Source organism: Micromonospora sp. NPDC127501 (genome assembly GCF_040302185.1).
Classification (GTDB): domain Bacteria; phylum Actinomycetota; class Actinomycetes; order Mycobacteriales; family Micromonosporaceae; genus Micromonospora.
Genome location: NZ_JBEORJ010000008.1, coordinates 181,498 through 207,187, shown reverse-complemented (window position 1 = coordinate 207,187; position 25,690 = coordinate 181,498). Strand labels below are relative to the sequence as shown.

Here is a 25,690-nt window from a genome sequence, read left to right as displayed (position 1 = left end):
CCCGAGTCGAGAGAGGCACCATGACCGAGACCCTGCCCATCGCCCCGTGGCGCGTGTTCGCCGTCACCGTCAGCGCGGTACGCCGCCTGAGCCCGTCCTTCACCCGGGTGACCTTCACCGGGGCGGACCTGGACCGCTTCGCCGACAACGGTTACGACCAGCGGATCAAGCTGGCACTGCCGCTGCCCGGTCAGGACCGGGCGACCCTGCCGGACGGCGCGGACTGGTACGCGACGTGGCGGGCCCTGCCCGAGCACCTGCGCAACCCGATACGCACCTACACGGTGCGGGCGGTGCGGCCGCACCTGGCCGAGGTCGACGTCGACCTGGTGTTGCACGGCGACAGTGGCCCGGCGACGCGCTGGGCTCGGCGGGCCAGCGTCGGCGACGAGATCGCCCTGGTCGGGCCGGATGCCGGCTTCGACGGCAACCACGGCGGGGTCGAGTTTCGACCGTCCACCGGCGGCACGCTGTTGCTGGCCGGGGACGAGACCGCCGTGCCGGCGATCAGCAGCATCTGCGAGCGGCTTCCCCTCGACGCCCGGGGCACTGTCGTGCTGGAGGTGCCCGACGCCGCCGACGTGCTGCCGCTGCTCGCGCCGCCTGGCGTCGAGGTCCGCTGGCTGGCCCGGGGCGCCGACGGGTACGGCAGCCGGCTGGTGCCCGCCGTCGTCGCGGCGGCCGGGGAACTGCTGGCCCCCGGCGCGTCGACGGCCGCCCAGCCCGTGCCGGACGTCGACGTGGACACCGAGATCCTGTGGGAGGTGCCCGAGCAGGTGGCCTCGACGCCGCTCTACGCGTGGCTGGCCGGGGAGGCCGGCGTCATCCGTAACCTGCGCCGGCACCTGGTCGCCGAGCGGGGTCTGGACCGGCGGGCGGTGGCCTTCATGGGCTACTGGCGTCTCGGCCACGCCGACGCCGCCTGACAGCGCCGCGAGGCGCACCACGCCGAGTGGCCGCGAGGTGCGTCGGAGGCCGTGAGGCGCGTACCGTTTCGGGTCGGACTTGGGGCGGGTCGGCTGGAGCCGGCACGGGATACGGGACGAGACAACGACGCATGACGGTGGACAACATTACCGAAAACGGTCAAGAAGGTATTGACCGAAGCCGGCTGGAGGCCTGCCTCAGCGTCTTCGAGGCGTTGGAGGCGCTGCCCTCCGACCACCCCGACGTGGTGCAGGTGCAGCGGGCCACCGCCCGGCTCTACAAGGTGATCAAGCAGCGGCGGCGGGAGGAGCGGCGGGACGCCATCCTCGCCGCCGACCGCGCGGTGACCGAGGCCACCGCCACCGGCGCTCCGGGGCGCATCGACGACGAGACACAGGGCATTCCACTCGCGTCCTCCGTCGCGGGCGAGACGGCCGGCTTCCTGCACAACCCGCGCGGCTGCTACGTCTGCAAGCAGCGCTACCGCGAGGTGGACGCCTTCTACCATCAGCTCTGCCCGTCCTGCGCCGCGTTGAACCGGGAGCGCCGCGACGCCCGCACCGACCTGACCGGCCGGCGTGCGCTGCTCACCGGCGGCCGGGCCAAGATCGGCATGTACATCGCGCTGCGGCTGCTGCGCGACGGCGCGCACACGACGGTGACGACCCGGTTCCCGCACGACGCGGTCCGCCGCTTCGCCGCGATGCCCGACAGCGCGGACTGGCTGCACCGGCTGCGCATCGTCGGGATCGACCTGCGCGACCCCGCCCAGGTGATCGCGCTCGCCGACGACGTCAGCAGCCAGGGCCCCCTGGACATCCTGATCAACAACGCGGCGCAGACCGTCCGCCGGTCCCCCGGGGCGTACGCGCAGCTCATCGCCGCGGAGGCCGCGGCCCTGCCGGACGGCCCGCTGCCGGAGCTGATCACGTTCGCCAAGCCGGACGGGCAGGGCGGCCCGGTGGGCAGCCTGACCGCCGGGCCACAGTCGACGGCGCTCACCCCGCACGCGCTCACCGCGCTGGCGCTGACCAGCGGCTCGGCCTCGCCGGAACGGATCGCGGCGTCCACGGCCATCGACGCCGGCGGTCTCGTGCCCGACCTCGACTCGGTCAACAGCTGGGTCCAGCGGGTCCAGGAGGTGGACCCGGTCGAGCTGCTCGAAGTGCAGCTGTGCAACGTCACCGCGCCGTTCGTACTGGTCAGTCGGTTGCGTCCGGTGATGGCCGCCGCGTCGGCCCGCCGCAAGTACGTGGTGAACGTGTCGGCGATGGAGGGCCAGTTCGGCCGCGGTTACAAGGGGCCGGGGCACCCGCACACCAACATGGCCAAGGCGGCGCTGAACATGCTGACCCGCACCAGCGCCGAGGAGATGTTGACCGACGGCATCCTGATGACCAGCGTCGACACCGGCTGGATCACCGACGAACGCCCCCACCCGACGAAGATGCGGCTGGCCGACGAGGGCTTCCACGCCCCACTGGACCTGGTCGACGGCGCGGCCCGGGTGTACGACCCGATCGTCCGCGGCGAGCAGGGCGAGGATCTGTACGGCTGTTTCCTGAAGGACTACGCGCCCTGCGCCTGGTGATCGCCCCGCACGACGAGGATGATCGCCCCGCACCACGAAGGAGAAGAACATGTCAGCTGACCGTGAATCGTGGCCGACGCTGGACGAGCTGGTGCGCGAGGAGCACGAGCTGGAGCTCGCGGGTCTGTCCGAGACCGACGCGTACGAGCTGGGAATGCTCGCCGTCACCGCCGCGACCGAGCAGCGGCTGCCGGTCTCGGTGGGCGTGTGGCGGGCCGGGCGGCAGCTGTTCCACTGTGGCCTGCCGGGGTCGACGGCGGACAACGATGCGTGGCTGCGCCGCAAGGGGCGGGTGGTGATGCGGTTCGAGCACTCCTCGCTCTACATGGCCCGGCTGTGCCAGGACAAGCAGGTGACGCTGGCAGAGAGGTACGGCCTGCCGGCCGCGCGGTACGCGGCGGCCGGGGGCGCGGTGCCGCTGCGCGTGCGCGGCACCGGTGTGGTGGGCTGGGTCGGTGTCTCCGGGCTGCCGCAGCTGGACGACCACCGTTTCGTGGTCGACATCCTCCGCAAGCTCCCCCGGTAGAGCGTTCCCGGCGGCCTCGTAGCGAGGCCGCCGGGTCACCTGTTCAGCGTGCGCGCCGGTTGGCGCGCAGGGCGCCCAGGAGCACGCCGGGGCGGGCCAGCGAGTGCGGGTGCTCGCGCATGGAGACGACGTCGTTGAACTTCCGCGCGGTCGCCACGTCCGTGACGGTCGCGGCGATGACCTGGCTGCTGGCCCAGCGGGAGAACCGGTAGCCGCGCGGGTAGGGCCCGTCGACGTGGGGCAACGCCAGGTCCGCCGAGGTGGAGAGCGACCAGGCGGCGTCGACCACGACCTTCTGCAACGCGAGGTAGTGGCGCGCGGGCGCCCGCAGGTCCGGGCCGGACCGGAGGTACGTCGACAGGCAGGCCGCGTGCAGGGCCGACGCCGTCATGCCCTGCCCGTACACCGGGTTGAACGACGCGACGGCGTCACCGACGCTGATCAGGCCGGCCGGGAACCGCTTGAGCGCGTGGAAGTCCCGTCGTCGGCTGTCGGCATGGTGGTAGGTCTCGACGTCGCCGATCATCTCCTGGTCGGCGACCTCGCCGAACTCCGGTGGGAACTGCTCGCGCAGGCGGCGGACGAAGTCCGCCGCGGTACGCCCCGGACGGTCGTTGCCGTAACCGGCCATCATGGCCATCCACCGGCCGTCCTCGATGGCGAAGAACGCGGCCCCGGCCACGTCCATCGCCATCCTCGGCGTGTTCAGGGCCAGTACGACCGTTGAGGCCGGGGTGACCTCCGGGCGGCGGAACAGGGCGGTCGCGTAGTTGAGGTGCACTGTCATCCGCCGGGTGACCGGCCGGTCCCAGTCGGCCTGCTCCAGCCAGTCGGAGAGCCTGCTGGAACGCCCCATGGCGTCCACCACGAGGTCAGCGCGTTCGACACCGGGCACCCCACCGACCTCACAGCGGACGCCGGTGACCGCGGTGCCGTCGAACACGAGGCCGGTGGCGCGGGCGGTGATCGTCTTGACGTTGGGCAGTCGGAGCACCTGCTGGCGGATCAGGCCCTCCAGCAGCGGGCGACTGCCCGCCAGACTGTCGGCGTCGTCGGGGACGACGACCTTCAGACGCCCGTCGAGGTAGTTGCGCCGGGCCGCGGGCGGCGCCTCGACCGCTCCGCGTGCCAGTGCCTCGTCGCGGAATCCGGGAAACAGCCGCTCCAGCTGGAAGAGGCCGCCGGGCAGTAGCGCGTGCAGTTGCGTCCCCTGGGGTACGCCGGGCCGCGCGCCGGTCACCTGCGGGTCGTCCCGGTCGATGATGACGACGGTGTCGGCGTGGTCGGACAGCACCCGGGCGGCCAGCAGACCGGCGACACTGCCGCCGACCACGACGGCCGTGCCCATCGTCGGGGACGGCTGGTCAGGGGGTCGGGCCGCATTCAGCTCGGCGAAGACCCGGGACGGGGAGAGGGACATCGTGCTCTCCAAGGGGGTAACGGGGTGTGTGCCCTCCCCGGCCACTGTCCGCGACCGTGCGCGGACAGACCGGTGGACGGTCGTTCGACGTTTTGCCCGCCGATCGTCGCACAACCACCGGAACGGCAACCGGCTGTGTCCGCCAGATGACCACGTGTTGACTGATGGGCCGGACGGGCCCGACGTTCGGACGGGTCAGGTGGCGCGCTGTCGGGCCGGCTGTCACGATCTGCGGCATGCCCGTTGCGCGTCGTACTCTGCTCGGGGCCGGTCTGGCCGCCGCGACCTCCGCCCTCACCGGTTGCGGCGCCACCGGCGCGCCGAACCCCGGTGCGGCCGCCCCTGGCGACGCGGCGACCGGGAAGGGCGCCGCCGGCAACCGAGCCGGATTTGGTTCGGCGGGAGACCTCGAGCCGCCGCCAAGGGCACCGGACGCACCGGTCGGCGGTAACCCACCAGTCCGTCAGGCCCGCTACGCGCAGGACGTGACCGCCCTGCTCCACCGGCACCTGCCCGCGACCCCGCAGACCGTGCAACACAAGGGTTTCCCCGGCGCGGTCGCTCTCGTCCTGGTGGGCGGGAAGATGACTGTGCACACCGCGGTCGGTGAGGCGCTGCGCTATGAGGCGGGCCCGAAGCTGCTCGCGGCGAACCAGCGCGTCGCGATGCGCCGGGACTCCATCTTCGACCTCGCCTCGGTCACCAAGGTGTACACGGCCATCCTGCTGTTGCAGCAGGTCGACAAGGGACGTGTCGACCTCGCCGCTCCGGTGCGCGACTACCTGCCCGCCTTCACCGGTACGGGCAAGGAGCGAATCACCGTCGAGATGCTGCTCACCCACACCAGCGGCCTTCCCGTCGGCGCCAAGGTCACCGGCCTGCCCGACAACACGGCCCGCTGGAACGCCGTGCTCGGCACGCCGCTGGTCTCCGGTGCCGTGCCGGGGAACACGTTCCGCTACTCCAGTGTCGGGCTCATGGTCGCCGGCAAGATCGTCGAGAAGGTCACCGGCCAGCGGCTCGACCAGGCGCTCAAGACCAACCTGACCGACCCGCTCGGCCTGCGCGACACCGGCTTCAACCCGAACAGCTGGCTGTCGGCCGCCGCGAAGGCCAGCCGACTGGTCGCCACCGACGCCCGCTCGTCCCGGGGGCTGCTCCGTGGCGTCGTCCACGACGACGTCGCCAACCACCTCGGCGGCATCGCCGGCCACGCCGGCATCTTCGCCTCCGCGGCCGATCTCGCGGCCATCGGCCAGTTGCTCCTCAACGAGGGCACCCACCAGGGCAAGCGGATCCTCGCCGCGGCGACGGTGCGCCGGATGCTCACCAACCACAACGCCGGCAAACCCGCCATCGACCCCGAGCGACCCAACCGGACCTCGGCGCACGGCCTCGGCGTCGTCCTCGACCAGAGCTGGTTCATGGGGAAGCTCGCCTTGGCCCGGACCTTCGGCCACACCGGATTCGCCGGTCCCTCGCTGCTGGTCGCGCCCGACCGCAAACTCGTTCTGGCGCTGCTCACCAACCGCGCGCACCCCAACTGGAGCTGGTCGAACCCCGACCCGGTCCGCGCCGCCGTCGGCGACCTGCTCGCCACAAAGGTCAACTGACCGGAAGGTGTGGACCGTCGCGCCCCACCCTGACACGATACTTGCGCTAGTAGTGCAAATACTTCGTCCGTCCAGGTGGAGGATCGATGCACACATCTCTCCGGAGCCTGCTCTCCGTGGTGGCCGGGGTCGCCCTCACGGCCAGCCTGTCCGCAGTCGCCGTTCCCCGCGCCGCCGAAGCCACCGCCACACCGACGTACCGTCCAGTGATCTTCGTACACGGCAGCGCGGGATCGGCGGCCCAGTTCGAGACCCAGGCCAAACGGCTGGCCAGCAACGGGTACCCGATCGACATCATCGAAGCCCACGAGTACGACTCCCCGAACGTCGCGACGATCCTGCCCCAGGTGTACGCGGGACTCGACGCACGGATCTCCCGCCTGCTGGCGGCCACCGGCGCGGACCGGGTCGACCTCGTCGCGCACTCGCTGGGCACCTTCGTCTCGCAGGGCTATCTCAACAGCTCGCCGGAGCGTGCCGCCCGGGTCGCGCACTACGTCAACCTGGACGGACGTCCCGCGACCTCCCCGCCGGGCGGTGTGCCCACGCTCGCCATCTGGGGCGAGGGTGACCCGGCCCGCGCCGTCGTCGGCGCGACCAACGTGCACCTGCCGGACCAGTCGCACACCCAGACCGTGTCGTCGGCGGAGTCGTTCACCGAGGTCTTCGGCTTCCTCCGGGGCCGCGCGCCCCACACGACGCGGATCGTGCCGCAACTCTTCGGCGCCGCCCGGGTCTCCGGCCGCGCCGTGCTCTTCCCGAGCAACGTCGGGGTCACCGGCGCGACCCTCGAGGTCTACCCGGTCAGCCCGCTGACCGGCGGCCGACTGTCGCACCGGCCCGCACATCGGCTGTCACTCGGCGGCGACGGCTCCTTCGGCCCTCTCCCGGTGCTCGCCACGGTCCGCTACGAGTTCGCCATCGTGCGCCCGGGCGCCGCGACGCACCACTTCTACTTCCAGCCGTTTCTCCGCTCGGATTCGTTCCTGCGCCTGGCGACCAGCGAGCCGGGCGAGGGCCTCAGCGGCCTGGTCGAGACCAGCGACCGCCACACGGCGCTCACCATCCAACGGCAGAAGGAGTGGTGGGGCGACCAGGGCGACGCCGGCGACCACCTCTGGATCAACGGCAGGGATGTCCTGAACGCGGCGAACACACCGCGCGCCAAGCGGACGATCGGCATCTTCGCCTTCGACGACGGCAGCGACGGCGTCACCGACCTGACGGCACCGTTGCCGGAGTTCTTCAGTCAGACCTTCATCACCGGCATGGACGTCTTCATCCCGGCGACGCCGGCACACCTCGGCCTGGTACGGATCACCGTGGGCCAACGCGGCGGCGGACACGAGGTGATCAACGTGCCCAACTGGAGATCGAGCACCGACCGGGTGACGGTCAGCGTGGACGACTTCTGACCGCGTCTCGCGCACGGCCCGGCCACCGAAGGTGGAGACGGTGGCCGGGGCACCGCTCGCACTCGTCAGACGCTGGCCGGGACCCGCTCGGGCACGCGTCGCCCGACGGCGAAGCTGACCAGCCCCAGGATCAACCCGACGACCGCCAGGACGACGCCCACCCGGGCCGGCGCGAGGTAACCGAATCCAGCGGCGATGGCGACGCTGCCCAGCGCGGCGCCCAGGCTGTTCGCGATGTTCATGGCCGACTGGTTGACCGCCGCGCCCATCAGTTGCGCTCCCGGGGCGACGGTGATCAGGCGCGCCTGCAGGACCGGACCGAGATACAGGCTGGTCGCACCGACCAGGAACGCGCCCACGAACAGACCGACGCGGGTCGACGCCACGAGGCTGAACACGGCGATGCTCACGATCATCGCCACGAAACCGATGACCATGCTCCGCTGGAGGTCGCGGTCCGCCAGCCAGCCGCCCAGGGCGTTGCCGACGGTCATCCCGAGACCCACCGCGACCAGCGTCCACGGCACCGTCGCGGCGGAGAGGCCGGTGACGTCGGTGGTGACCGGTGCGATGTAGGTGTTCACCGCGAAGAAGCCGGCGAAACCGACCGCGCCGGTCGCGGCGACCAGCCAGACCTGCGAGGTCCGCAGCGCCCGCAACTCGGCGGCCGGCGAGCCGTCGACCGCCGCGGCGACCTCCGGAACGACCGCCAGGACCGCCAGCAGGGTGAGCACGAAGAAGCCGGCGATGACCAGGTACGCGACCCGCCAGTCGACGGCCTGCCCGAGCCGCGTGATGAGGGGTACGCCGACCAGGTTGCTCACTGTCAGACCGCCGAGCACTGTGGCGAAACCACGGGCCTCGTTGCCGGGACCCAACAGGGTCGCCGCGAGCAGACCGGCCGCACCGAAGTACGCGCCGTGCGGCAGCGCCGCCACGAACCGGGCCACCAGCACCAGGTCGAAGGTGGGGGCGAGCGCGGACGCGACAGTGCCGACGGCGAACAGCACGAGCAGCCCGAGGACGAGCTTCTTGCGGGGCAGGCGCGCGCTCAACGCGGCGATCAGAGGCGCGCCGACGACCACGCCGAGCGCGTACGCGGTGATCATCCAGCCCGCCCGGGCGACGGCGTCCGACGACGACTGCGCGTACTTGTGCGGGAGCAGACCGCGGGCGATGTCGGGCAGCAGCCCCATCGCCACGAACTCGGTCAGGCCGACCGCGACGCCGCCCAGTGCCAGGGCGGCCAGCGCCGCCAACCGTCGACCTCTACTCAACTCGATCACCGAAAAAATTTAGCAACAGCGTTGCGTAATAGGGTGGTGAGATGACTCGCGTCACTGCCGACGTCACCTTCCTCCGCGGCTACAACCAGGCCCTGGTCATGGCGGTGGGGCGCACGGCTCGCACGTTCGAGCGCTCGACAGTGGTCGAGGCCACCGGCCTGACACCACAGGCGGTCTCCAAGGTCATCGCCCGGCTGATCGCCGACGGCCTGATCCGCCCCGCCGGCGTCCGGCGCCCGGGCATCGGCAAGCCCGCGGTCGTCTACGAACTCGTCCCGGACAGCCGGTACGCGATCGGGGCCCACGTGGCCCGACGCACGCTGCGGCTCGTCCTGGTCGACCTGGCCGGCACCGTACGCCACTCGGCGGTCAGCCCACTGCCCCGCGACTTCACCCCGGAGCAGCTCCTCGACGCCCTGAGCGTCGGCATCGACACGATGGCCGGCCTCGGCGACCTACGGAGCCGGCTCACCGGGCTGGGCATCGGCATGATCGGCCCACTCGACCACGCCAACGGCCTGGTCCGGGACGCCCACGGCCTGCGGCACTGGCACGACGTACCGCTGCGCGAGATCGCCGAGAAACACCTCGGCCTCCCCGTCCACCTGGACAAGGACGTCACCGCGGGAATCACGGCGGAGGCCTGGCGGCACGGTGCGACGTTCGGCGACGCGGCCCTCATCATGGTCGAGTCCGGCATCGGGGGCGGCTTCTGGCTGGGTGGCGCGGCCCACCGGGGGGCGCACACCAACGCGGGCGAGTTCGGCCACACGGTGGTCGACCTGACCGGACCCCGATGCGTCTGCGGCCGGCACGGGTGCCTGGAGATCGTGCACCACCGGGCCGCCGAGGCCGGAGACATCGCACACGCCGCCCGCGTGCTGGCCGTCGGCGTCGTCAACCTGCTCCAGACCCTCGACCTCGCCCACGTGGTGCTGACGGGCGCGGACCTCCTCCGGCACCCGCAGACCTATCTCGCGGCGGTCACCGAGGCCGTCGGGGCGGACGCCCGGCGCGCGGACTGGCTCAGCACCACTGTGGCCCTGTCCAGCCTCGGCGCGGACGTGATCGCCGCAGGCGCCGCCATGCAGGTCCTCGACCAGCACTACGGCATCCCGGAGCTGGCCCCGATCTGATCCCCGACCGCCCGGGGGTCAGTGCGATTCCTTGATCGTCGGCAGCTGAGCAGCTCGACACGCCGAGCGACGCCCCGCTGAGCTGCCACCGATCGCCACGAGGTCAGAGGGTGGCGGGTGGTGACAGCGCCATCTTCTGCCAGTTGCGGAAGACGAAGCGGTGCACCGATTTCAGCCCGACCCAGAGCGCGGGCTCCAACGCGACGCGGCCCGCCGTCGGCGACGGGGCCTACGCCACCGAGGCGTCGCTGTCCGTTCGGGTGCAACCGCTGGCTGGGCTCTCGCTGAGCGCGATGACCTCGTCGAGCCGCTTGCGCGCCTGCCGGAGCTGAGTGATCTGCCGATCGATGCGGTCGCGTTCGGCGCGGAGCATGGCCCGCGACTGCGGTGTGTTGACCTTCGCGTCGACGCAGGGCAGCAGGTCCAGAATCGTTCGGCTGGACAGGCCGGCGGCGTACAGCATCTGGATCAGATACACCCGGTCGACCGCGTCGTCGAGGTAGTGGCGCTGGCCGCCACCGCTGCGTGCAGCAGAAAGGAGGCCCTGCTCCTCGTAGTAGCGCAGGGCTCGTACCGACACCCCGGTCTTGGTGGCGAGTTCCCCGATCCGCATCGACCCCTCCCCCGGCCGGTAACGCCAGTCACACGGCCTTGTCCCTCACATGAACGTCAGGTTTACCGTAGCTCGCATGCCGCTCGACCTGAAACTGTCAGGAGGTAACTTGCGGAACTCCGGCGCTCTGGTCACCGGCACCAACCGTGGCATCTGCCGCCACTTCGCCGGACAGTTGTTGGACCGCAAAGCGGTCAAGGCAGCCGAGTGGAGCCTGACCAACGACCCGAGCGGGTTCCATGCGGCGACGACGCGATGACTCACCGGCAGACGCGCCACTCGCCGTCCTCCTTGACCAGCGCCAGCCCCTGGGTGAGCCTCGCACCGGTGGCCTCCTGCACCGCCTCGACGGTGGCGGTCGCGGTCAGCCGCCCGTTGACGTTGTTGACGTTCACGTTGGTGATCTCGTAACTGCTGATCTTCAACTGGGCGGCCTGGACCCGGGCGAACTCCTCCTGCGTCATCCCGTCGCGTACCCGGTCGCACAGCCACCCGTACGCGCCGGGGTAGTTGCCGGCCTGCACGTCGTCGACGAACCCCGTCGCGGCCGCCCCGGCCGGCTCGACGGAGTTCCTGATCGAGCGGTAGAACCAGAGGCCGACGCAGGTGCCGATGACGCAGCACACGGCCAGGAGGGCGCCGACGACGATCAGGACCGTACGAAGCGTCCGGTTGGGCCTCGGATCGGGAACCATCATCGGCTCGTACGTCATGGCCCGGAGGGTAGGGCCGCCGGGCAAGCGGCGAGAGCCCGCCGGGCGCCGGTGGTTCAGCCTCCGGAGGCGGACGGACCCGGCGTCGGCACGCCACCGGCGACCGCACGCGCGGACGGCGCCGGGGCCGGTCGCAGATCCGCGGGTACGGGCAGTGCGCTGCCCTTGACGAACTGGCCCCAACTGGTGTTCCAGGCCGTCCAGCCGTTGCCCGGCTGGAGCCGGACCTCGGTGCCGGTGAAGGTGACCAGGTCACCGACCTGGGTGACGCCCATCAACCAGTCGGCGTTGGCCGCCGAGATGTTCGTGCAGCCGTGCGAGACGTTGCGGTGTCCCTGATCCGCCACCGACCAGGGTGCCCCGTGGATGAACTCGCCGCCCCAGGTGAGCCGTTGCGCGTCCTTGACGTTCACCACGTAGCCGCCGTTCGGCTCGCCCCGCGTGTCGAAGGTGGTGTTCTGGTACTTCTCCATGATCACCATCTTGCCGCTGGACGTGGGGGTGCTGCGCTTGCCGAGGCTGACCGGGATCCTGCGGATCAGCTTGCCGTCGCGCAGCACGCGCATCTGCTTGGTGGCGTTGTCGACTTCGAGCGCCACCTGCCGTCCGATCCGGGACGTCGCGGTGCGGTCGGCGTCACCGATGTGGTTCCTGCCGATGGGCAGGCCCTCCAGGCCGGCCCGGACACTGATGGTCGTGCCGGGCCGCCAGAAGTCGGGGGCCCGGTAGTAGACCTGGCTGCCGTCGTCCACCCACGACCAGGCGCCCGGCTGCGGTGGGTTCGTGGTGACGAACAGGCGACGCTGCACGTCGGCGCGGGCCGCCCTGGCGATGGGCGGATCGAAGCCGATGGTCACCGGCATCGCGGTGCCGTACGTCTGCTTGTCGGCGAAGTACAGGGTGCTGGTCACCTGCGGCTTCGTCGACGCGGGGGCGGTGGTGAAGGTGGTGGTGCGGGTGGTGGTCCGCCCGGAGTCGCCGGTGGCGGTCACCACCGCGGTGTAGGTGTGCTGCGGCCGCAACGGAGTGGTCGGCACCCAGGCCGAGCCGTCCTCGCGTGGCTCCGCCCCGACCAGGGTGCCGGTGTCGTCGACGATGCGTACGGCGGTGATCTTTCCGCCCGTGACGAGCGGAACCACCTCTGCGCTGAGCGGCACGTTCCGGGAGAGGTCGGCGGGCGTGAGGGTCAGTTCGGGCGATGGCACCACCTGCTCGGCGGGACGCACGGCTGCCTTCCGCTCGGTGGTGCACCCACCGAGGACCAGCGATGTCGCCGCGACGGTCACCGCAACGAGCGCCATACGCCTTCGTAAACCCATCGAACGTCCCCCGGCTTCCGCGTGCCTCCGTGGCGGCAATTCTCTCCGCGTCGGCGGGGCCCTGCGCTGTTTCCGACAATCACGCAACGAAGGTGGGAACGTGCGGCACGGCGCGGGTCCGGGCCCTGCGGTTGCGCTTCCCTTTCGTGATCCTCGGGGCATCGAAGCGTGATGGCGTCGTGGAACGCTGCCCACATGCGCAGAAGACGACGTCCATGGATTCTGCTCCCGCTCCCCCTCCTTGTCCTGACCGCCTGCTCGCCGGCGGAGCAGCCGATTGTCGCTCTCGCCGTCCAGGACGGCCGGCCGGTCGGCGTGCTGGTCACCTGCGACGACCGGGACGCCGATCTCCGTGTGTTCGAGAACGACCACAAGGGTGAACCGGGTAAACGGTCCCTGATCAAGTGGAGCATCGGCGGCCCGCCCGCGAGCGAGGTCGTCGAGGTGGCGCTGCTGGGTCAGCCGCCGGAGGGCTGGGAGGTCGCCGACGCTGTCGACAGCCCTGCGACCGAGGTGGACGTCGAACTGCTCACCGAACTTCAGGCCGGGGTCACCTACACCCTCGACGGGTCAAGCCGCAGCGAGGCTCTCTCGGTGGACTTCACCCTCGCGGACCTGCCACGGATCGGCCCGGACGAGGTGTTGGCGCCGCGCGGACACAACTCGACGGAGGTCGTGTCGCGGGAGACCTTCCTGCGCAAGGCACGCGACCGCTGCTGACCGACACGGCCGACCACTCAAGAAAGTGGAGTGGCGAACTTCTAGGCGACCCCGGTACGACGGCGGCGGCCGGTCACCCCGAACGCAGGGGTGGCCGGCCGCCGTCGCGTCGATCAGCTAGAGCCGGGCCGCGCCCGCCTCGGTGGCCTCCTGCACCGCCGAGGTACGGCGGACCTCGGCCCGCTGGTCGCCGGCGTCCTCCCGGTCCGGGCCGGCCACCCGGGCCGACCGGTTGATGGTCGCCGCGGCCTGATCACCGGTCACCCCGCCACGGATCCGGTTGTTGGCGGCCACCTGGGCGGCCGGGTCGTTGGACGTCACCGCCAACTGACCGTTGATGATGTTGTCGTCGACGGTGACGCCACCGGTGGTGCTGGTGATGCTCACGTCCCCACCCCAGTAGCCGCCGGAGGCGCAGCTGTCGAGGGTGCCGTTCGGGCCGAGCTGCACACCGCCCAGGTTCCCGGCGAAGGTGGCTCGCCCCTGGACCGCACTGCCACACACCACGCTGCCGGTGGCGCTGTTGAGTACCGACAGCGTGCCGTCGACGAACGAGTCGTGCAGGTCGGTGTAGTAGGTGCCGGTGCTGCTGAGGTTGCGCTGCACCTGGGTGCCCCGGTCGAGCCGGACCTCGCCGGCACCGACGGTGACGTGCCCGGTGACCGTCGACGCCTCGGCGAACAGGAAGCTGTCGATGGTCGTGGAGCCCTTCGGCCGTACGGTGACGGCGCCGGTGCGGGCGTCCTTCAGGAAGACGCCGTACCCCCCGGCCGCGAGCACCACCTGGCCGTCGACGGTCGTCTCGGTCGCGTCGAGGTACCCGTCGGCGGCGACGCGTACCTCACCGCTGACCCGGCCACCGGTCACCACCAGGTTGCCGCCGGCCGCGACGGTGACGTTGCCGGTGATCGTGGTGCCGGTGAGCGCGCAGGACTCGCCGGCGGGCACGAGCAGGTCGTTGGGCACGGTCACCGCGCCGCCGGTGCCGATGCAGTGGGTGACCAGGTCGGCGTGTGCGGTGGGCGCCACGGCCAGCACCGAGGCCGCGATGACGGCGCTCACGGTGGCGAGCTTGGCGACGGTACGTCCGGGCATCGTGGTACTCCCTGTCAATGAGGTTCGAGGACTCATGCGCCGACGTCCGATCGGGCCGCGGCCCGGACGATGGCGCCCTGCTGCCGCCGGTCGAGCGTGCCGCCGGTCACGAGCGCGGCGGTGACCGCTTCCACGTGTCGGACGAACTCGGCGTGGCCGGGGTAGTCGGCGTGTTCGTCGATCAAATCGTTGATGGTGCAGCCGTCGCCGGTGTCCACGTTGGCCACACCGGTGTCGCCCCCGTCGATGACCACGGTTGCCCGGGTATCCGAGTCGGGGCAGCGGTCGGTGTCGTCGACCACGACGGTGAACGACGTCGACTGCTCGGTGGAGGAGTTCCCCGCCGTGTCGGTCGCCCGGTACCGCACCGTGTGCGCGCCGGGTGCGCGGACGGCGACCGGAGCGGCGTACGCCGTCCAGCCACCGGTGTCGAGCGCGTACTCGATCTTCGCCACGCCCGACTCGGCGTCGGTGGCCGTGACGGTGACGGTCGCGCCACCGACGTACCCGCCGTCGTCGTTCCGGTCACCGGCCACAGTGGCGGCGACAGTGGGTGGGGTGGTGTCCTCGGCCTGCGGCTCGACGACGGTGAAGTGGGACATCTGCTCCGCCGAGGTGTTGCCGGCGACGTCGGTGGCCCGGTAGTGCAGCATGTGCATCCCGGCCGCGTTCACCACGATCGGGTTCGTGTACGCGGTGAAAACCGCCCCGTCGAGGGCGTACTCGATGGTGGCGACACCGGATCCGCTGTCGGTGGCGGTCAACGTGGCGGTGGCCGTACCGATGTAGTTGCCGTCGCCGTCGCGGTCGCCGGCCAGCGCGACCGCGACCACCGGCGCGGTGGTGTCCTCCTCCCCCGGCTCGACGATCCGGAACGCCACCGAGCCGACGGCGCTGGTGTTGCCGGCCTGGTCGGTGGCGCGGAACTGCACCGCGTGGTCACCGATCGCGGTGACCCGCACCGGCTCGGTGTACGGCAGGAAGCTGGTGTCGTCGACCTGGTACTCGACGGTCTGGACCCCCGAGTCGGCGTCGGTGGCCGTCACGGTCACCGTGGCCGCGCCCAGGTAGTTGCCGTCCTGGTCCTGGTCACCGGAGACCGCGGCGGTCACGGTCGGCGCGGTGGTGTCGCCGCCGCCACCGCCCTCGGTGACCACCAGCTCGCCGACCATCGAGCTGTGGCCGGGGATCGAGCAGAAGTACCGGTACCGGCCCGGGGTCAGCGTCACGGTCGCCTGGTGGCGGCCGTCGTTGGCGTCGAACGGGCTGGCCAGGATGTTGAGGGTGACGTCGTGGTTGTAGCCCTCGGTGCTGGTGTCGAAGGTCAGCGTGTGCGGCATTCCGGTGGTGTTGCCGGTGGCCGCGCTGTTCTCCCAGATGATCGTGGTCGCTCCGGCCACCGCCGTGGTGGGCGCGGACTTGTACTGGGTGATGCTGTCGTCGGCGGTCCAGGTCAACACCTGGTCGGCGGCGACACGCGGGGCGGCGGAGGCGGGCGCCACTGCCAACGGGATCACCGTGAGCAGGAGCGCCGCCAGCGCGGCCGTCAGTCGTCGGGTCATCGTCACTCCTAGAGTTCCCGCGCACGGATGTTGCGGAACTCGGTCAGGTCGTTGTCACCGTGGTTCTGCAGGCCGATGAAGCCGCGCAGGAACTGCCGCAGGTCGGTCGGCGGGTCGCCGGCGCGCGACGACTGCTTGCCCGGCGTGTTGTCGAACTCGTTGATCACCACGCCGTTGCGGATCATCGTGTAGTGCTGCCCGACGGCCCGGATCTCGTAGTCGTTCCACTCGTTCTTCGGCGTCACCCCGGCCTGGGCCAGCGGCACCGGGTCGAAGTTGTAGACCGAGCCGGTCTTCTGCGGCTCACCGGTGTCACCGTCGTAGATCTGGATCTCGTGTCCGCAGTAGATCGCCATCCAGGCCGGTGATGTCCGCGCCGACCCGATAGTGCCGCAGCTGTCCGGTGGCCGCTGGTCGAGGGGCGTTCGCAGATCCGGGAACCGGATGAAGACCCCGGTGTTGGCCCGGCCGGTGCCCGGCGCGATGTCCCGGAACTGCAGCTTCAGCGAGAAGTCGCCCAGCTCCTTGGTGTGCCAGAGCATGCCCAGGCCACCGCTGGAGCGCAGCGACCCGTCCGGCTGGATGCCGAACTGTCCCGACGGCGCCTGCTGCCAACCGCGCAGCGACTCGGCGGTGCCGTCGAAGAGCGGCTCGTACCCGGTGTGCCCGTCCCGGCCGATCTCCGACGCGGCGGCCAGGCGGGTGAGGGTCCCCGCTTCGCGGGTGCTGAGCAGGTTGTCGTCCTGCAACGTGCGGGCCACCGCGGTGACGTGCCGGACGAAACCGTTGTGGTCGGCCCAGGTGCTCTCGTCGTCGATCAGGTCGTTGGCCGTGCAACCCTGCCCGACCGTACGACTGGGCACCCCGGTGTCCGTGTCGCCGAGCCACACCGTCGACCGGTCGTCGGGCACCGCGCAGCCCACCGTCACAGTGGTCTGCACCGTCGCGGTCTGACCGTCGGCGTACGTGACGGTGAGCTTCGCGGTGTAGGTGCCGACCGTGGCGTAGGTGTGCCGGGGGTCCGCCTCGGTCGACGTGGCGCCGTCGCCGAACTCCCAGCGGTGGCTGACGCCGCCGGAGCGGGAACCGGTGAAGGCGATGGTCAGCGGCTTGTTCTGCACGGCGACCGAGGTCGCCGCCGGTGCCGGGGTGGGCGCCCCGCCGGTGTAGGTGATCCGGATCAGCTTCTGGTTCGCGTGCAGGCTGAAGAAGCCGCCGCCGTAGTCGAGCAGGTAGAGCGCGCCGTCCGGGCCGAACTTCGCGTCCATCCAGCTCTGCAACCGGTTGTCGCCGTTGCCACCGGGGATGATGGCCCGCAGCGACTCGGCGTACACCGGTGGGGCGGCCTGCGGCACGCCGGCCGGGTCGACGGTGACCGCGACCCGGTTGGCGGCGTTCGACTGGTCGCCGATGAACCACTTGCCGTCCCAGTGCTCCGGCCATGCCACGCCGCTGGTGGTGTCGACGAGGCTCCGGTGGTACGTCGGGCCGGACATGATGGCCTGCCCGCCGCCGCGCAGGTACGGCTGCGTGTAGGTGGCGTCGGCCGCCACGTAGGTCGGCAGGCCGCTGCCGTCGGTCCGCTTCGGGAACACCGGGCCGCCGCCGTCGGGCGAGTACCAGATCATGTTGTCCCGGGCCGCCGGGATGTCCACCAGTCCGGTGTTGCGCGGCGACTCGTTCTTCAGGTTGTCGCAGTCGTACCAGCCGGTCAGCACCGTCGCGTCCGTGGTGCTGCGGTCGCGGTACGGCTGCCGGTTGCCCATGCAGTACGGCCAGCCCTGGTTACCGGCGGAGGTGATGATGGTGGCCGTCTCGTACTTCGCCGGGCCCAGGGTGGGGCTGGGCGACGAGGCGTCCGGGCCGACCCAGCCGGCGGTCAGCCACTGGTGCACCGGGTCGATCTGGAGGCGGGCGATGTTGCGTACGCCCATCACGTAGATCTCCGGCCGGGTCTTCTCGGTGCCCGGTGGGAACAGGTTGCCCTCCGGGATGGTGTACGTCCCGTCGGCCTCCGGGTGGATCCGGATGATCTTGCCGGCGAGGTCGTTGGTGTTACCCGACGTGCGGCGGGCGTCCTGGAACGAGATCCCCTGGTACTCCTGGGTCCAGTTGTTGCCGGAGTAGCCCTGCGACCCCTCCGAGGAGTTGTTGTCGCCGGAGCCGACGTAGAGGTTGCCCTTGGCGTCGAACGCCATGCCGCCGCCGGCGTGGCAGCAACTGTGGATCTGCACCGGGAACTGCAACAGGTCCTTGCGGGTGGCCTGGTCGATGGTCTGCGCCTGACGGTCGTAGGTGAACCGCGAGACGGTCCGCTGACCGACCCGCTTCACCCGGTCGACCGACTCGTGCGGCATCCAGTAGACGTAGAGCCAGCCGTTCTCGGCGAACGCGGGGTCGGGCACGATGCCGAGCAGGCCCTCCTCGTTCTTGACCAGCTCAGAGCCGCTGCCCCGGTTGCCCATCACCTCCAGGGTGGTGAGCAGCTTGACCTGCTTGGTGCGCGGGTCCCAGGAGTGGATGGTGCCGCAGCCCAGGCCGACGTTCGGGTTGTTCCAGTCCGCGATCGGGCCGCTCGGGCAGGCCGCCTTGCCGACGTAGAAGACAGTGCCGTCCGGCGCGATGGTGAGCCCGTGCGGCTCGCCGATCTGGTCCAGCTGCCCGGTCTGGTTAGCGGCGGTGAGTCGTTCCACCTTGTAGTTCGCTGCGATGGTGGCCTGGCAGTCGCCGCGTACCCGACCGGTGGTCCAGTTGAGGGCGCCGGCGAGGTGCGTGCGGAACGCCTCCTCGCCGTAGCTGCCCTCGGTGTGGCCCATGCCGGTGTAGAACGACCGACCGCCGTCGTAGTCCCGGCACCAGGACACCGGGTGGAAGGGGCCGTTGGCGGCCGCCCCCGGGTTGTAGTGCCGCTCCTCGACCTGGGCGAGGGTGTGCACGGTGCCGATCGGGTTCGGGTCCCAGTTCTCCCAACGGTCGGACCGGGTGAGGGTCATCGGCAGCGACGCGGTGGCCGGGTGCTTGCGGTCCAGGATGTTCACCACCGCGCGGTTCACCGCGGGCGGCTCCGGGGCGGTGGTGCTGCCGGTGAACAGGCGCAGGTCGGCGAGCTGGACCAGCGGTTCACCGCTGTTCGCGGTGACGTTCAGCCGGTAGCGCGTGAACTCCTGCGGCGCGGCGATGTCGAACCGCCGGGTCTGGTACCGGTCCGGGAAGGTCTGCCCGGTGCGGCGGTCCAGGTCGGTCCAGCTCTGACCGTCCGTGGAGCCCTGCAGGGTCCAGTCCTTCGGGTCCCGACCGGCGGAGTCGTTGGCCGACGTGAGCGCGTACCCGGTGATCTTCTTCGGGGCGCTCAACTCGTACGCCACCCAGGCGGTCGGGGTGCGGACCAGCCACTTCGTGTTGGCGTCGCCGTCGGTCAGCTTCTCCTTGGTCTCGTTGGGCGGGTTCTCGCCGCTGGCGGTCACCCGGGCCACCGGCTCGGCGATCGGGATGGCGCCGGCCGGGCGGGTGCCGATCAGCCCGGTGAACCAGGTGGAGTCGACCTGGGCTCGGGCGGCGTCGGCGATGCCGACGAAACCGCCGCCGGCCTTGACGTAGTTCTGGAGCGCCGACTCCTGGTCGCGGTTGAGCGCGGCGCCCGTCGCGGAGAGAAAGACAACGCTGCGGTACGCGGACAGCCCGGCCGCGGTGAAGGCGCCCGGGTCCGTGGTGGCCGTGACATCGATGTCATGAACGGCACCAAGTTGTTTGATGGTGTCCACCGCGCGCGAAACCGGGTCCTGTTGCTCGGCCACCGGGCCGTGGAACACCAGGACCGCTGTCTGCTGCGGCTGCGCCGCCTGCGGGGCGGCCGCCGTTCGTGGTGCGGCCGCGGCCGCCGTCGTTGCCGGGAGCAGTGTCGCCAAGGCCGCTACCGCGGCGAGGGTTCGTCGTAGATTTCGGGTCATGCCCGTCCCCACTTTCGGTTCGGTCAGCTTCCGTGCGTGTGGGTGTGGCCCTGGAACCGGTGGATCGCCTCCTCGGCGCCCGGCGGCATGCTGCCGTCGGCGTTGCGCACCAGGAAGATCCCGGCCATGCCGCCGTCGGAGTGCGTCTGCACGTGGCAGTGGTACATCCACGCGCCTGGTCCGACGCCCTCCCCGGCCAGCACCTGGAAACCGAACGAGCTGCCGGGGTTGAGGTCCTTGTTGTCGACCACCAGGCTCGGGTCGCTCGGCCCCTCCAACATCCCGGTGCGGTTGTCCGCCCAGCGGTGCGCGTGCAGGTGGAAGGTGTGGAACAGGTTGCCGTGGCCGATGGCGATCCACTCGACACGCTCGCCCAGGTTCGCCTCGAACATCGGGGTCGCCGGAGCCATCTTGTTGTTGATCATCATGTCGTGGAACACGACCGTGAACTGCTTCGACGGCAGGATGTCGCCGCGCCGCCGGACGATCAGCGCCCCGTACAGTCCCTTCGCGACACCGGCGGTGCCGTGGTCGGTACCCATCGCGTGATCGTGGTAGTGCCAGTAGCCGGCGCTGCCCGGCATGTACCGCCGACCGGACGCGGCCACCATCTCGTGGGAGCGCCAGACGTACGTCCGCGTCTCACCCGGGTTGTTGAACGAGGCGTTGAACGGGCTGCCGTCGGACTCGGTGCTGTAGTCCACCCCGTGCGGATGGATGGACAGCCGCTGGCTGGTGGTGTTGACCAGGGTGATCTCCAGCGTGTCACCCTCGTACATCTCCAGGATCGGGCCCGGAACGGTGGCCTGACCGGGCGCCAGGCCGTACCCGAACAGGTTGCCGGGCAGTTGCTCGGCGTAGATGGTGATCTTCTTGGTGACACCGGCGGCGGCCCGGGCGGGGCTGCCGCCGAACGCGGTGCCGATCGTTGGGGCGGACGCGCCCAACGCCCCGGCGGCGAGCGCGCCGGTGGCGATCAGCGATCTGCGGGACAGGTGGCGGTGAGGGCCACCAGCGTGATCGTCCATGGGTCTCCGTTCCCGACCGGGCGAAGACGCGACGAGGGCAGGGTGCATCGACCCGAGCACGGGGGCGGTGGCACGACTGAGGGTGAGGCTCGTCGCGGACTTTGCTCGGAAGACTCAAAGCTTTCTATGGATGACAGCAACTTATGTAATCCATCGACGAAAGTACAGCTCTGATTGCAAGAAGATTACCTTGACATCACGACGTCAGTCGATTGACATGAAGCTGACACGCATCGTCGGGCGCGGCCACGCCGGTGCCGGCGTCTCGGCCGTGGCGTGGATGTCGCCGGTCATCGTCGGTCACCTACGTCGAGGTGGATGCGGCTTCGAGCAGCTCGACATGAGGGCCAGCCGAGCGCACGGTGAAAGCCGCCAGGTAACTCACAATTGCTCGTCCAGGGCGTGCGTCGCGCGCCCGCACGAGCGGCTAGTCGGGCGGCGCGGGCGACTGGTCGGGCCCACCGAGCTGCGCGACGTGGGTCGGGTCGAGGACCCGGGAGAGGAACGCGCGGGTCCGTTCGTGCTTCGGCGCGCCCAGCACCTCCTGCGGCGGCCCCTGCTCGACCACCACGCCACCATCCATGAAGACGACCCGGTCGGCGACGTCGCGGGCGAACGCCATCTCGTGGGTGACCACCATCATCGTCATGCCGTCCTCGGCCAGCTTGCGCATGACGGTGAGCACGTCGCCGACGAGTTCCGGATCGAGCGCGGAGGTCGGCTCGTCGAACAGCATCAGCTTCGGCTCCATCGACAGCGACCGGGCGATCGCCGCCCGCTGCTGCTGCCCACCGGAGAGCTGCGCCGGGAAGGCATCGGCCTTGTCGGTCAGCCCGACGCGCTCCAGATTGGCCCGGGCGATCCGCTCGGCCTCGGCCCGACCTCGCCGGAGCACCCGGCGCTGGGCGATGGTGAGGTTGTTCAGGACGGTCAGGTGCGGAAACAGGTTGAACGACTGGAACACCATGCCGATGCCGCGGCGGACCGCGTCGATCTCGACGTCCGGGTCGGTCATCTCGACCCCGTTCACCCAGATCTTGCCAGCGGTCGGCTCCTCCAGCAGATCGACGCAGCGCAGCAGGGTCGACTTGCCGGAGCCGGACGGTCCGATGACGCAGACCACCTCGCCCTGGCCGACCTCGAAGTCGATGCCCTTGAGCACCTTGAGCGGCCCGAAGGACTTGTGCAGGTCGCGGATCTCCACGGCGGGGCGGGGAGGGGTGGTCGTCATCGGGGTCACCGAGCCTTGGCGTAGCGGAGTTCGAGGCGTCGTACCACCTGCGACAGCGGCAGGGTGATCACCAGGTAGGCGAGGCCGGCCACCAGCAGCGGGGTCGCGTTCACCCGGTCGTTGAGCATGTCCCGACCGAACTTGGTGATCTCGATCGTCTGCGCCGTCACCCCGAGCACGTAGGCCAGCGAGGAATCCTTGGTGAGCAGGATGAGCTCGTTCGTCAGCGGCGGGATCACGATCCGGAACGCCTGCGGGATGACGATCGTGCGCATGGCGGTGAAGTGCGACATGCCGAGGGTCCGCGCCGCCTCCATCTGCCCCTTCGGCACGGCCTGGATGCCGGCCCGGATCGTCTCCGCCATGTACGCCGCGGCGGTCAACCCGAGACCGATCGCGATCGAACCGAACACCCCGCCCGGGATCTCGCGCTCCGGGAAGGCGATCGGGATGCCGTACCCGACGAGGAAGAGCACCAGCAGCGCGGGCAGACCCCGGAACAGCTCGATGTACGCCGTCGCCACCCAGCGGTACGGCGCCACCCGGGACAGGCGCATCAGCGCCAGGATGGTGCCGAACACGAGGCCGAAGGCGAACGCGCCCAGCGTGTAGAGGATGGTGTTGCGCAGCGCGACGGTGATGATCGTCGGGAACATCGACTTGATGATGTCGACGCGGAAGAACGCGTCGGCCAACCTGTCCCAGTCCGCGGCGACGAGCACCGTGGCGATGATGGCGATGAAGACCAGGTACTGGAGCCCGAGGGACAGCCGCTCCCGCTGGCGGCGTCGCAGCTTCACGTTCGCTCGTTGCCTTCCCGGAGGTTACCGACGTCGGAGGGCGCGCGGGACGCGCGCCCTCCGGTACTGCGCGGCGCTCAGACGCTCGGCTGCTTACCGATCCACTTCTCGTAGATCGTGTTGTACGTGCCGTCCTGCTTGGCCTTGGCCAGCACCTCGTTGATCTTCTTGAGCAACTCCGGGTTGGCGTCCTTCTTCACGGGGAAGCCGTACTGCTCGCCGGTGTCGAACTCCGCGGCCACCTCGAACCCGCCCGGGTTCTTCTTCAGGTACTCGGTCCAGACCGGCAGGTCGTTGATGGCGGCCTCGACCTGGCCGTTGGCGACGGCCTGCTGGAGGGCGGCGAGGTCCTCGAACTCGACGAGCTTCAGGCCCTTCTCCGCCTCGAGCTTCTTGGCGTAGTCACGACCCGTGGTGGCCGCCTGGACGCCGAGCTTCCTGCCCTTGAGGTCGTCGAGCGACTTGTACGTCTTGCCGGTCTTCACCAGCATCGCCTGGGTGGCGTCGAAGTAGGGATCGGAGAAGTCGATCACCTTCCGCCGCTCCTCGGTGATGGTCATGCCGGCGGCGGCCGCGTCGCACTTGCCGGTGTTGAGATCCTGGCCGGACTTGATCCCCTCGAACGGGGTGTCGATGATCGTCTGCTCGACGCCGAGTTCCTTGGCGACCAGGTCCATGATCTCGACGTCGAAGCCGGTCACCTTGCCGCTGGCGTCCTTGGACTGGAACGGCGGGTACGGCAGGTGGGTGCAGACGGTCAGCTTGCCCGCCGCGACCAGCTTGACGCCGCTCGCCTGGACCTCGCTGTCATCCTTCTTCGCGCAACCCGCGGTCAGCGCGAGGGCGGCGACGGCCACGACGAGTCCGGCCTGACGGACGGCGCTTGGGAACCTCACGGCTGTGTCCCTCCGATTCGGCTTCCATTGCACAGAAAGCCAATCTGGTTCATAGACTTTGCGATAAGCGACCGTACCCGATCCGGCGGACCGCCCACAGATCACGCCGTGAGCGCCCGGCCGACCCGCCCCGGCGACCTTCGCCGGCAAACCCGACACTTGCCCCGCAAGGTGACTCAGCCACCGGTTCCCTCGGCCGCCCCGTCCGGGGTGAGGGCCCCTTCGTGGGGGTCTGTGTCCAGGAACACATGCTGGTGGCCCTGGCCGGAATCGACGCTGATCTGGTCGAGCTGGGTCGCCGCGACCGACCAGATCGTCGCGGCCTCGGCCGCCTGCCGCGCGGTGACGTCCAGCAGGGCCGCACGCTGCGCCGCCGGAACGCCGGCCGCCAGCGCGTAGGCGTCGACGGCCAGCGACGCCTGCTGGACCGCTCCGCGCAACCCTCCGCGCGCCACGTTGGTGGCGGTGGTCCCCGACGGCGGGTCGGCGAACGGCTCGGCCGCCCGGCGCATGACCTCCTGCCACTGGCGTGCCTTCGCCGGATCCGGCGCACGTCCGCCGGTCGTCTCCGTCTTGATGCCGGCCAGGACCGGGGCGACCTGATCGCGAACCCGTCGGGCCGTCTCGATCAGCTCCACGATCTGCTGGGCGTCCCGCTTCGCCTCGGCCTCCTTGAGGCTCGCGATGGTCGCCTCGGTGGCGTCCGGACGGCCCACCTGGTAGCCGATCAGCCCACCCAGCAACGCGGTGACCAGTGCGATCACGCCCGCGACGGTCGCGTAGCGCACTGTGCGGCGGTGACGCACATCGGCCTTGTCCAACTGGTAGGAGGGTCGGCCGGTACGGCGCGCCATCGCATCTCCTCACATCGATGGTGTGGGGCCAAAGATTAGCCGCCGCCGTGACGTCCGTCGATAGCGAGGACGGCGACAGACGCCCCTAGATCGGGTAGCCCCACTCGGCCAGCGGCTTCTCGAGCACCCGTTCGATCGCGGCGAGCTGCGCCGGGCTGAGTTCGTCCCGGTACGCCTCCGCCCGGCCCACTGTGAAGTCGTACCGGGAGAAGCCCTTCTCGAAGGCTGTCGACCAGCTCAGGCCGAGGAAGTCGAGCATCCGGCCGACCTGCTCGCGGGGCTGCTCGACCAGGTCCTCGTAGCGCACGTCCAACCACTGGTCGGCCGGGTGACGCAGCCGGGCCTGCGCGAAGGCGTCCATCAGCATCTTCCAGCCCAGCGCGGCGAGCACCTGGAAGGAGCGACCGGACTCGGCCCACTCCTCGCGCAGGTCGGACGGGAGCGGGCCGTAGATCCAGTTGTCCGGCCCGCGCCAGCCGTCCCACCAGCCCATCTGGAGCCACGAGTTGGCCACCGCCCGCCCGTCGCGTACCACGTTGACCACCCGCAGCTCCGGGTACGCGGCGTGCAGCAGGCCGGTCCGCGGCCACCCGGTGACGTGCTGCACCAACTGCTGACAGCCCTGCCGCGCGATCCGCTCGTCGAAGAAGGCCCGCAGCCGCCGGGCCACGAACGGGGTCAGGTCCTCGGCCAGCAGGTCCCGACACGGTCGGGAGAAGCCGGCCAGCACCTGCCGGTCGAGCAGGTGGTACGCCTCCGACGGCGCCACCCGCAGCCGGCCCCGCTCCAGCAACCGTCGACTGTGTCGTAGCGAGGTCATCCCCGCCGGGCGCGGCGCCGAACGCCGGTAGAGCGCGCCGTTGAACCTGCCCTTGGGGTTGAGCCGGGCCATCTTGTCGTCCAGGCCGGAGACGAAGCCGACCGCGGGATGCCGGGAGAGCAACTCCTGGACCAGTGTCGAACCGCAGCGACCGGTGCCCACCACCAGTGAGAGCATC

22 protein-coding genes are annotated in these 25,690 nt (G+C 70.6%); 8 read left to right on the top strand and 14 right to left on the bottom strand.

What is annotated here, in order from left to right; translation table 11 throughout:
- Positions 1–20: 20 nt before the first annotated feature.
- From ABTW72_RS20105 to ABTW72_RS20095, 3 genes are all read left to right on the top strand, one after another.
- Positions 21–926 (top strand): siderophore-interacting protein, encoded by a 906-nt coding sequence (locus ABTW72_RS20105; protein ID WP_350860811.1) that lies wholly within the window; start codon positions 21–23, stop codon positions 924–926.
- A 131-nt stretch (positions 927–1,057) separates the two neighbouring features.
- On the top strand, positions 1,058–2,518 hold the full coding sequence (locus tag ABTW72_RS20100; protein ID WP_091406888.1) for an SDR family NAD(P)-dependent oxidoreductase: 1,461 nt from the start codon (positions 1,058–1,060) through the stop codon (positions 2,516–2,518).
- Between the two features lie 49 nt (positions 2,519–2,567).
- On the top strand, positions 2,568–3,044 hold the full coding sequence (locus tag ABTW72_RS20095; protein WP_350860809.1) for a heme-degrading domain-containing protein: 477 nt from the start codon (positions 2,568–2,570) through the stop codon (positions 3,042–3,044).
- A gap of 43 nt (positions 3,045–3,087) precedes the next feature.
- Here ABTW72_RS20095 and ABTW72_RS20090 read toward each other — a convergent pair whose 3' ends face one another.
- Positions 3,088–4,464 carry an FAD-dependent oxidoreductase gene (locus ABTW72_RS20090; protein ID WP_350860807.1) on the bottom strand — a complete coding sequence of 459 codons (1,377 nt, stop codon included), beginning with the start codon at positions 4,462–4,464 and terminating at the stop codon, positions 3,088–3,090.
- Between the two features lie 236 nt (positions 4,465–4,700).
- Here ABTW72_RS20090 and ABTW72_RS20085 point away from each other — a divergent pair, with 236 nt between their 5' ends.
- Both ABTW72_RS20085 and ABTW72_RS20080 read left to right on the top strand, forming a co-directional pair.
- Complete coding sequence (locus tag ABTW72_RS20085) at positions 4,701–6,077, top strand: serine hydrolase domain-containing protein (RefSeq protein WP_350860805.1); 1,377 nt, start codon at positions 4,701–4,703, stop codon at positions 6,075–6,077.
- An 86-nt stretch (positions 6,078–6,163) separates the two neighbouring features.
- Positions 6,164–7,492 (top strand): alpha/beta hydrolase, encoded by a 1,329-nt coding sequence (locus ABTW72_RS20080; protein WP_350860803.1) that lies wholly within the window; start codon positions 6,164–6,166, stop codon positions 7,490–7,492.
- Between the two features lie 65 nt (positions 7,493–7,557).
- Here the strand turns inward: ABTW72_RS20080 and ABTW72_RS20075 are convergent, their stop codons facing one another.
- The gene (locus tag ABTW72_RS20075; RefSeq protein WP_350860801.1) at positions 7,558–8,778 is read right to left on the bottom strand and encodes an MFS transporter; all 1,221 of its coding nucleotides are present in this window, start codon (positions 8,776–8,778) and stop codon (positions 7,558–7,560) included.
- A 41-nt stretch (positions 8,779–8,819) separates the two neighbouring features.
- On the opposite strand from ABTW72_RS20075, the gene ABTW72_RS20070 reads away from it, so the two are divergent.
- The gene (locus ABTW72_RS20070) at positions 8,820–9,914 is read left to right on the top strand and encodes an ROK family transcriptional regulator (protein ID WP_350860799.1); all 1,095 of its coding nucleotides are present in this window, start codon (positions 8,820–8,822) and stop codon (positions 9,912–9,914) included.
- 229 nt (positions 9,915–10,143) lie between these two features.
- Here the strand turns inward: ABTW72_RS20070 and ABTW72_RS20065 are convergent, their stop codons facing one another.
- On the bottom strand, positions 10,144–10,527 hold the full coding sequence (locus ABTW72_RS20065; RefSeq protein WP_350860797.1) for a MerR family transcriptional regulator: 384 nt from the start codon (positions 10,525–10,527) through the stop codon (positions 10,144–10,146).
- 76 nt (positions 10,528–10,603) lie between these two features.
- On the opposite strand from ABTW72_RS20065, the gene ABTW72_RS20060 reads away from it, so the two are divergent.
- Positions 10,604–10,786, top strand: coding sequence for a hypothetical protein (locus tag ABTW72_RS20060; protein ID WP_350860795.1), 183 nt, complete (start codon positions 10,604–10,606; stop codon positions 10,784–10,786).
- A gap of 1 nt (position 10,787) precedes the next feature.
- Here the strand turns inward: ABTW72_RS20060 and ABTW72_RS20055 are convergent, their stop codons facing one another.
- Both ABTW72_RS20055 and ABTW72_RS20050 read right to left on the bottom strand, forming a co-directional pair.
- Positions 10,788–11,240 (bottom strand): Rv0361 family membrane protein, encoded by a 453-nt coding sequence (locus ABTW72_RS20055; RefSeq protein WP_350860793.1) that lies wholly within the window; start codon positions 11,238–11,240, stop codon positions 10,788–10,790.
- 56 nt (positions 11,241–11,296) lie between these two features.
- Positions 11,297–12,541 (bottom strand): L,D-transpeptidase, encoded by a 1,245-nt coding sequence (locus ABTW72_RS20050; RefSeq protein ID WP_350860791.1) that lies wholly within the window; start codon positions 12,539–12,541, stop codon positions 11,297–11,299.
- Between the two features lie 213 nt (positions 12,542–12,754).
- Here ABTW72_RS20050 and ABTW72_RS20045 point away from each other — a divergent pair, with 213 nt between their 5' ends.
- A complete protein-coding gene (locus ABTW72_RS20045; protein WP_350860789.1) occupies positions 12,755–13,279 on the top strand; it encodes a hypothetical protein in 525 nt (174 codons plus the stop codon).
- A 117-nt stretch (positions 13,280–13,396) separates the two neighbouring features.
- Here ABTW72_RS20045 and ABTW72_RS20040 read toward each other — a convergent pair whose 3' ends face one another.
- From ABTW72_RS20040 to ABTW72_RS20000, 9 genes are all read right to left on the bottom strand, one after another.
- Positions 13,397–14,374: a hypothetical protein gene (locus tag ABTW72_RS20040; protein WP_350860787.1), complete on the bottom strand. Its 978-nt coding sequence runs from the start codon at positions 14,372–14,374 to the stop codon at positions 13,397–13,399.
- A gap of 32 nt (positions 14,375–14,406) precedes the next feature.
- Positions 14,407–15,936: an OmpL47-type beta-barrel domain-containing protein gene (locus ABTW72_RS20035; protein ID WP_350860785.1), complete on the bottom strand. Its 1,530-nt coding sequence runs from the start codon at positions 15,934–15,936 to the stop codon at positions 14,407–14,409.
- 8 nt (positions 15,937–15,944) lie between these two features.
- Positions 15,945–19,883: a ThuA domain-containing protein gene (locus ABTW72_RS20030; protein ID WP_350860783.1), complete on the bottom strand. Its 3,939-nt coding sequence runs from the start codon at positions 19,881–19,883 to the stop codon at positions 15,945–15,947.
- Positions 19,884–19,906: 23 nt separating this feature from the next.
- The gene (locus ABTW72_RS20025; RefSeq protein ID WP_350860781.1) at positions 19,907–20,911 is read right to left on the bottom strand and encodes a multicopper oxidase domain-containing protein; all 1,005 of its coding nucleotides are present in this window, start codon (positions 20,909–20,911) and stop codon (positions 19,907–19,909) included.
- Positions 20,912–21,338: 427 nt separating this feature from the next.
- Positions 21,339–22,142, bottom strand: a complete 804-nt coding sequence (locus tag ABTW72_RS20020) for an amino acid ABC transporter ATP-binding protein (protein WP_350860779.1) — start codon at positions 22,140–22,142, stop codon at positions 21,339–21,341.
- Positions 22,143–22,147: 5 nt separating this feature from the next.
- Positions 22,148–22,942 (bottom strand): amino acid ABC transporter permease, encoded by a 795-nt coding sequence (locus ABTW72_RS20015; protein WP_091406922.1) that lies wholly within the window; start codon positions 22,940–22,942, stop codon positions 22,148–22,150.
- Positions 22,943–23,019: 77 nt separating this feature from the next.
- Complete coding sequence (locus ABTW72_RS20010; protein ID WP_350860777.1) at positions 23,020–23,838, bottom strand: basic amino acid ABC transporter substrate-binding protein; 819 nt, start codon at positions 23,836–23,838, stop codon at positions 23,020–23,022.
- Between the two features lie 176 nt (positions 23,839–24,014).
- Complete coding sequence (locus ABTW72_RS20005) at positions 24,015–24,692, bottom strand: hypothetical protein (RefSeq protein WP_350860775.1); 678 nt, start codon at positions 24,690–24,692, stop codon at positions 24,015–24,017.
- Positions 24,693–24,777: 85 nt separating this feature from the next.
- On the bottom strand, positions 24,778–25,689 hold the full coding sequence (locus ABTW72_RS20000) for a sulfotransferase family protein (RefSeq protein ID WP_350860773.1): 912 nt from the start codon (positions 25,687–25,689) through the stop codon (positions 24,778–24,780).
- Between the last annotated feature and the right edge of the window lies 1 nt (position 25,690).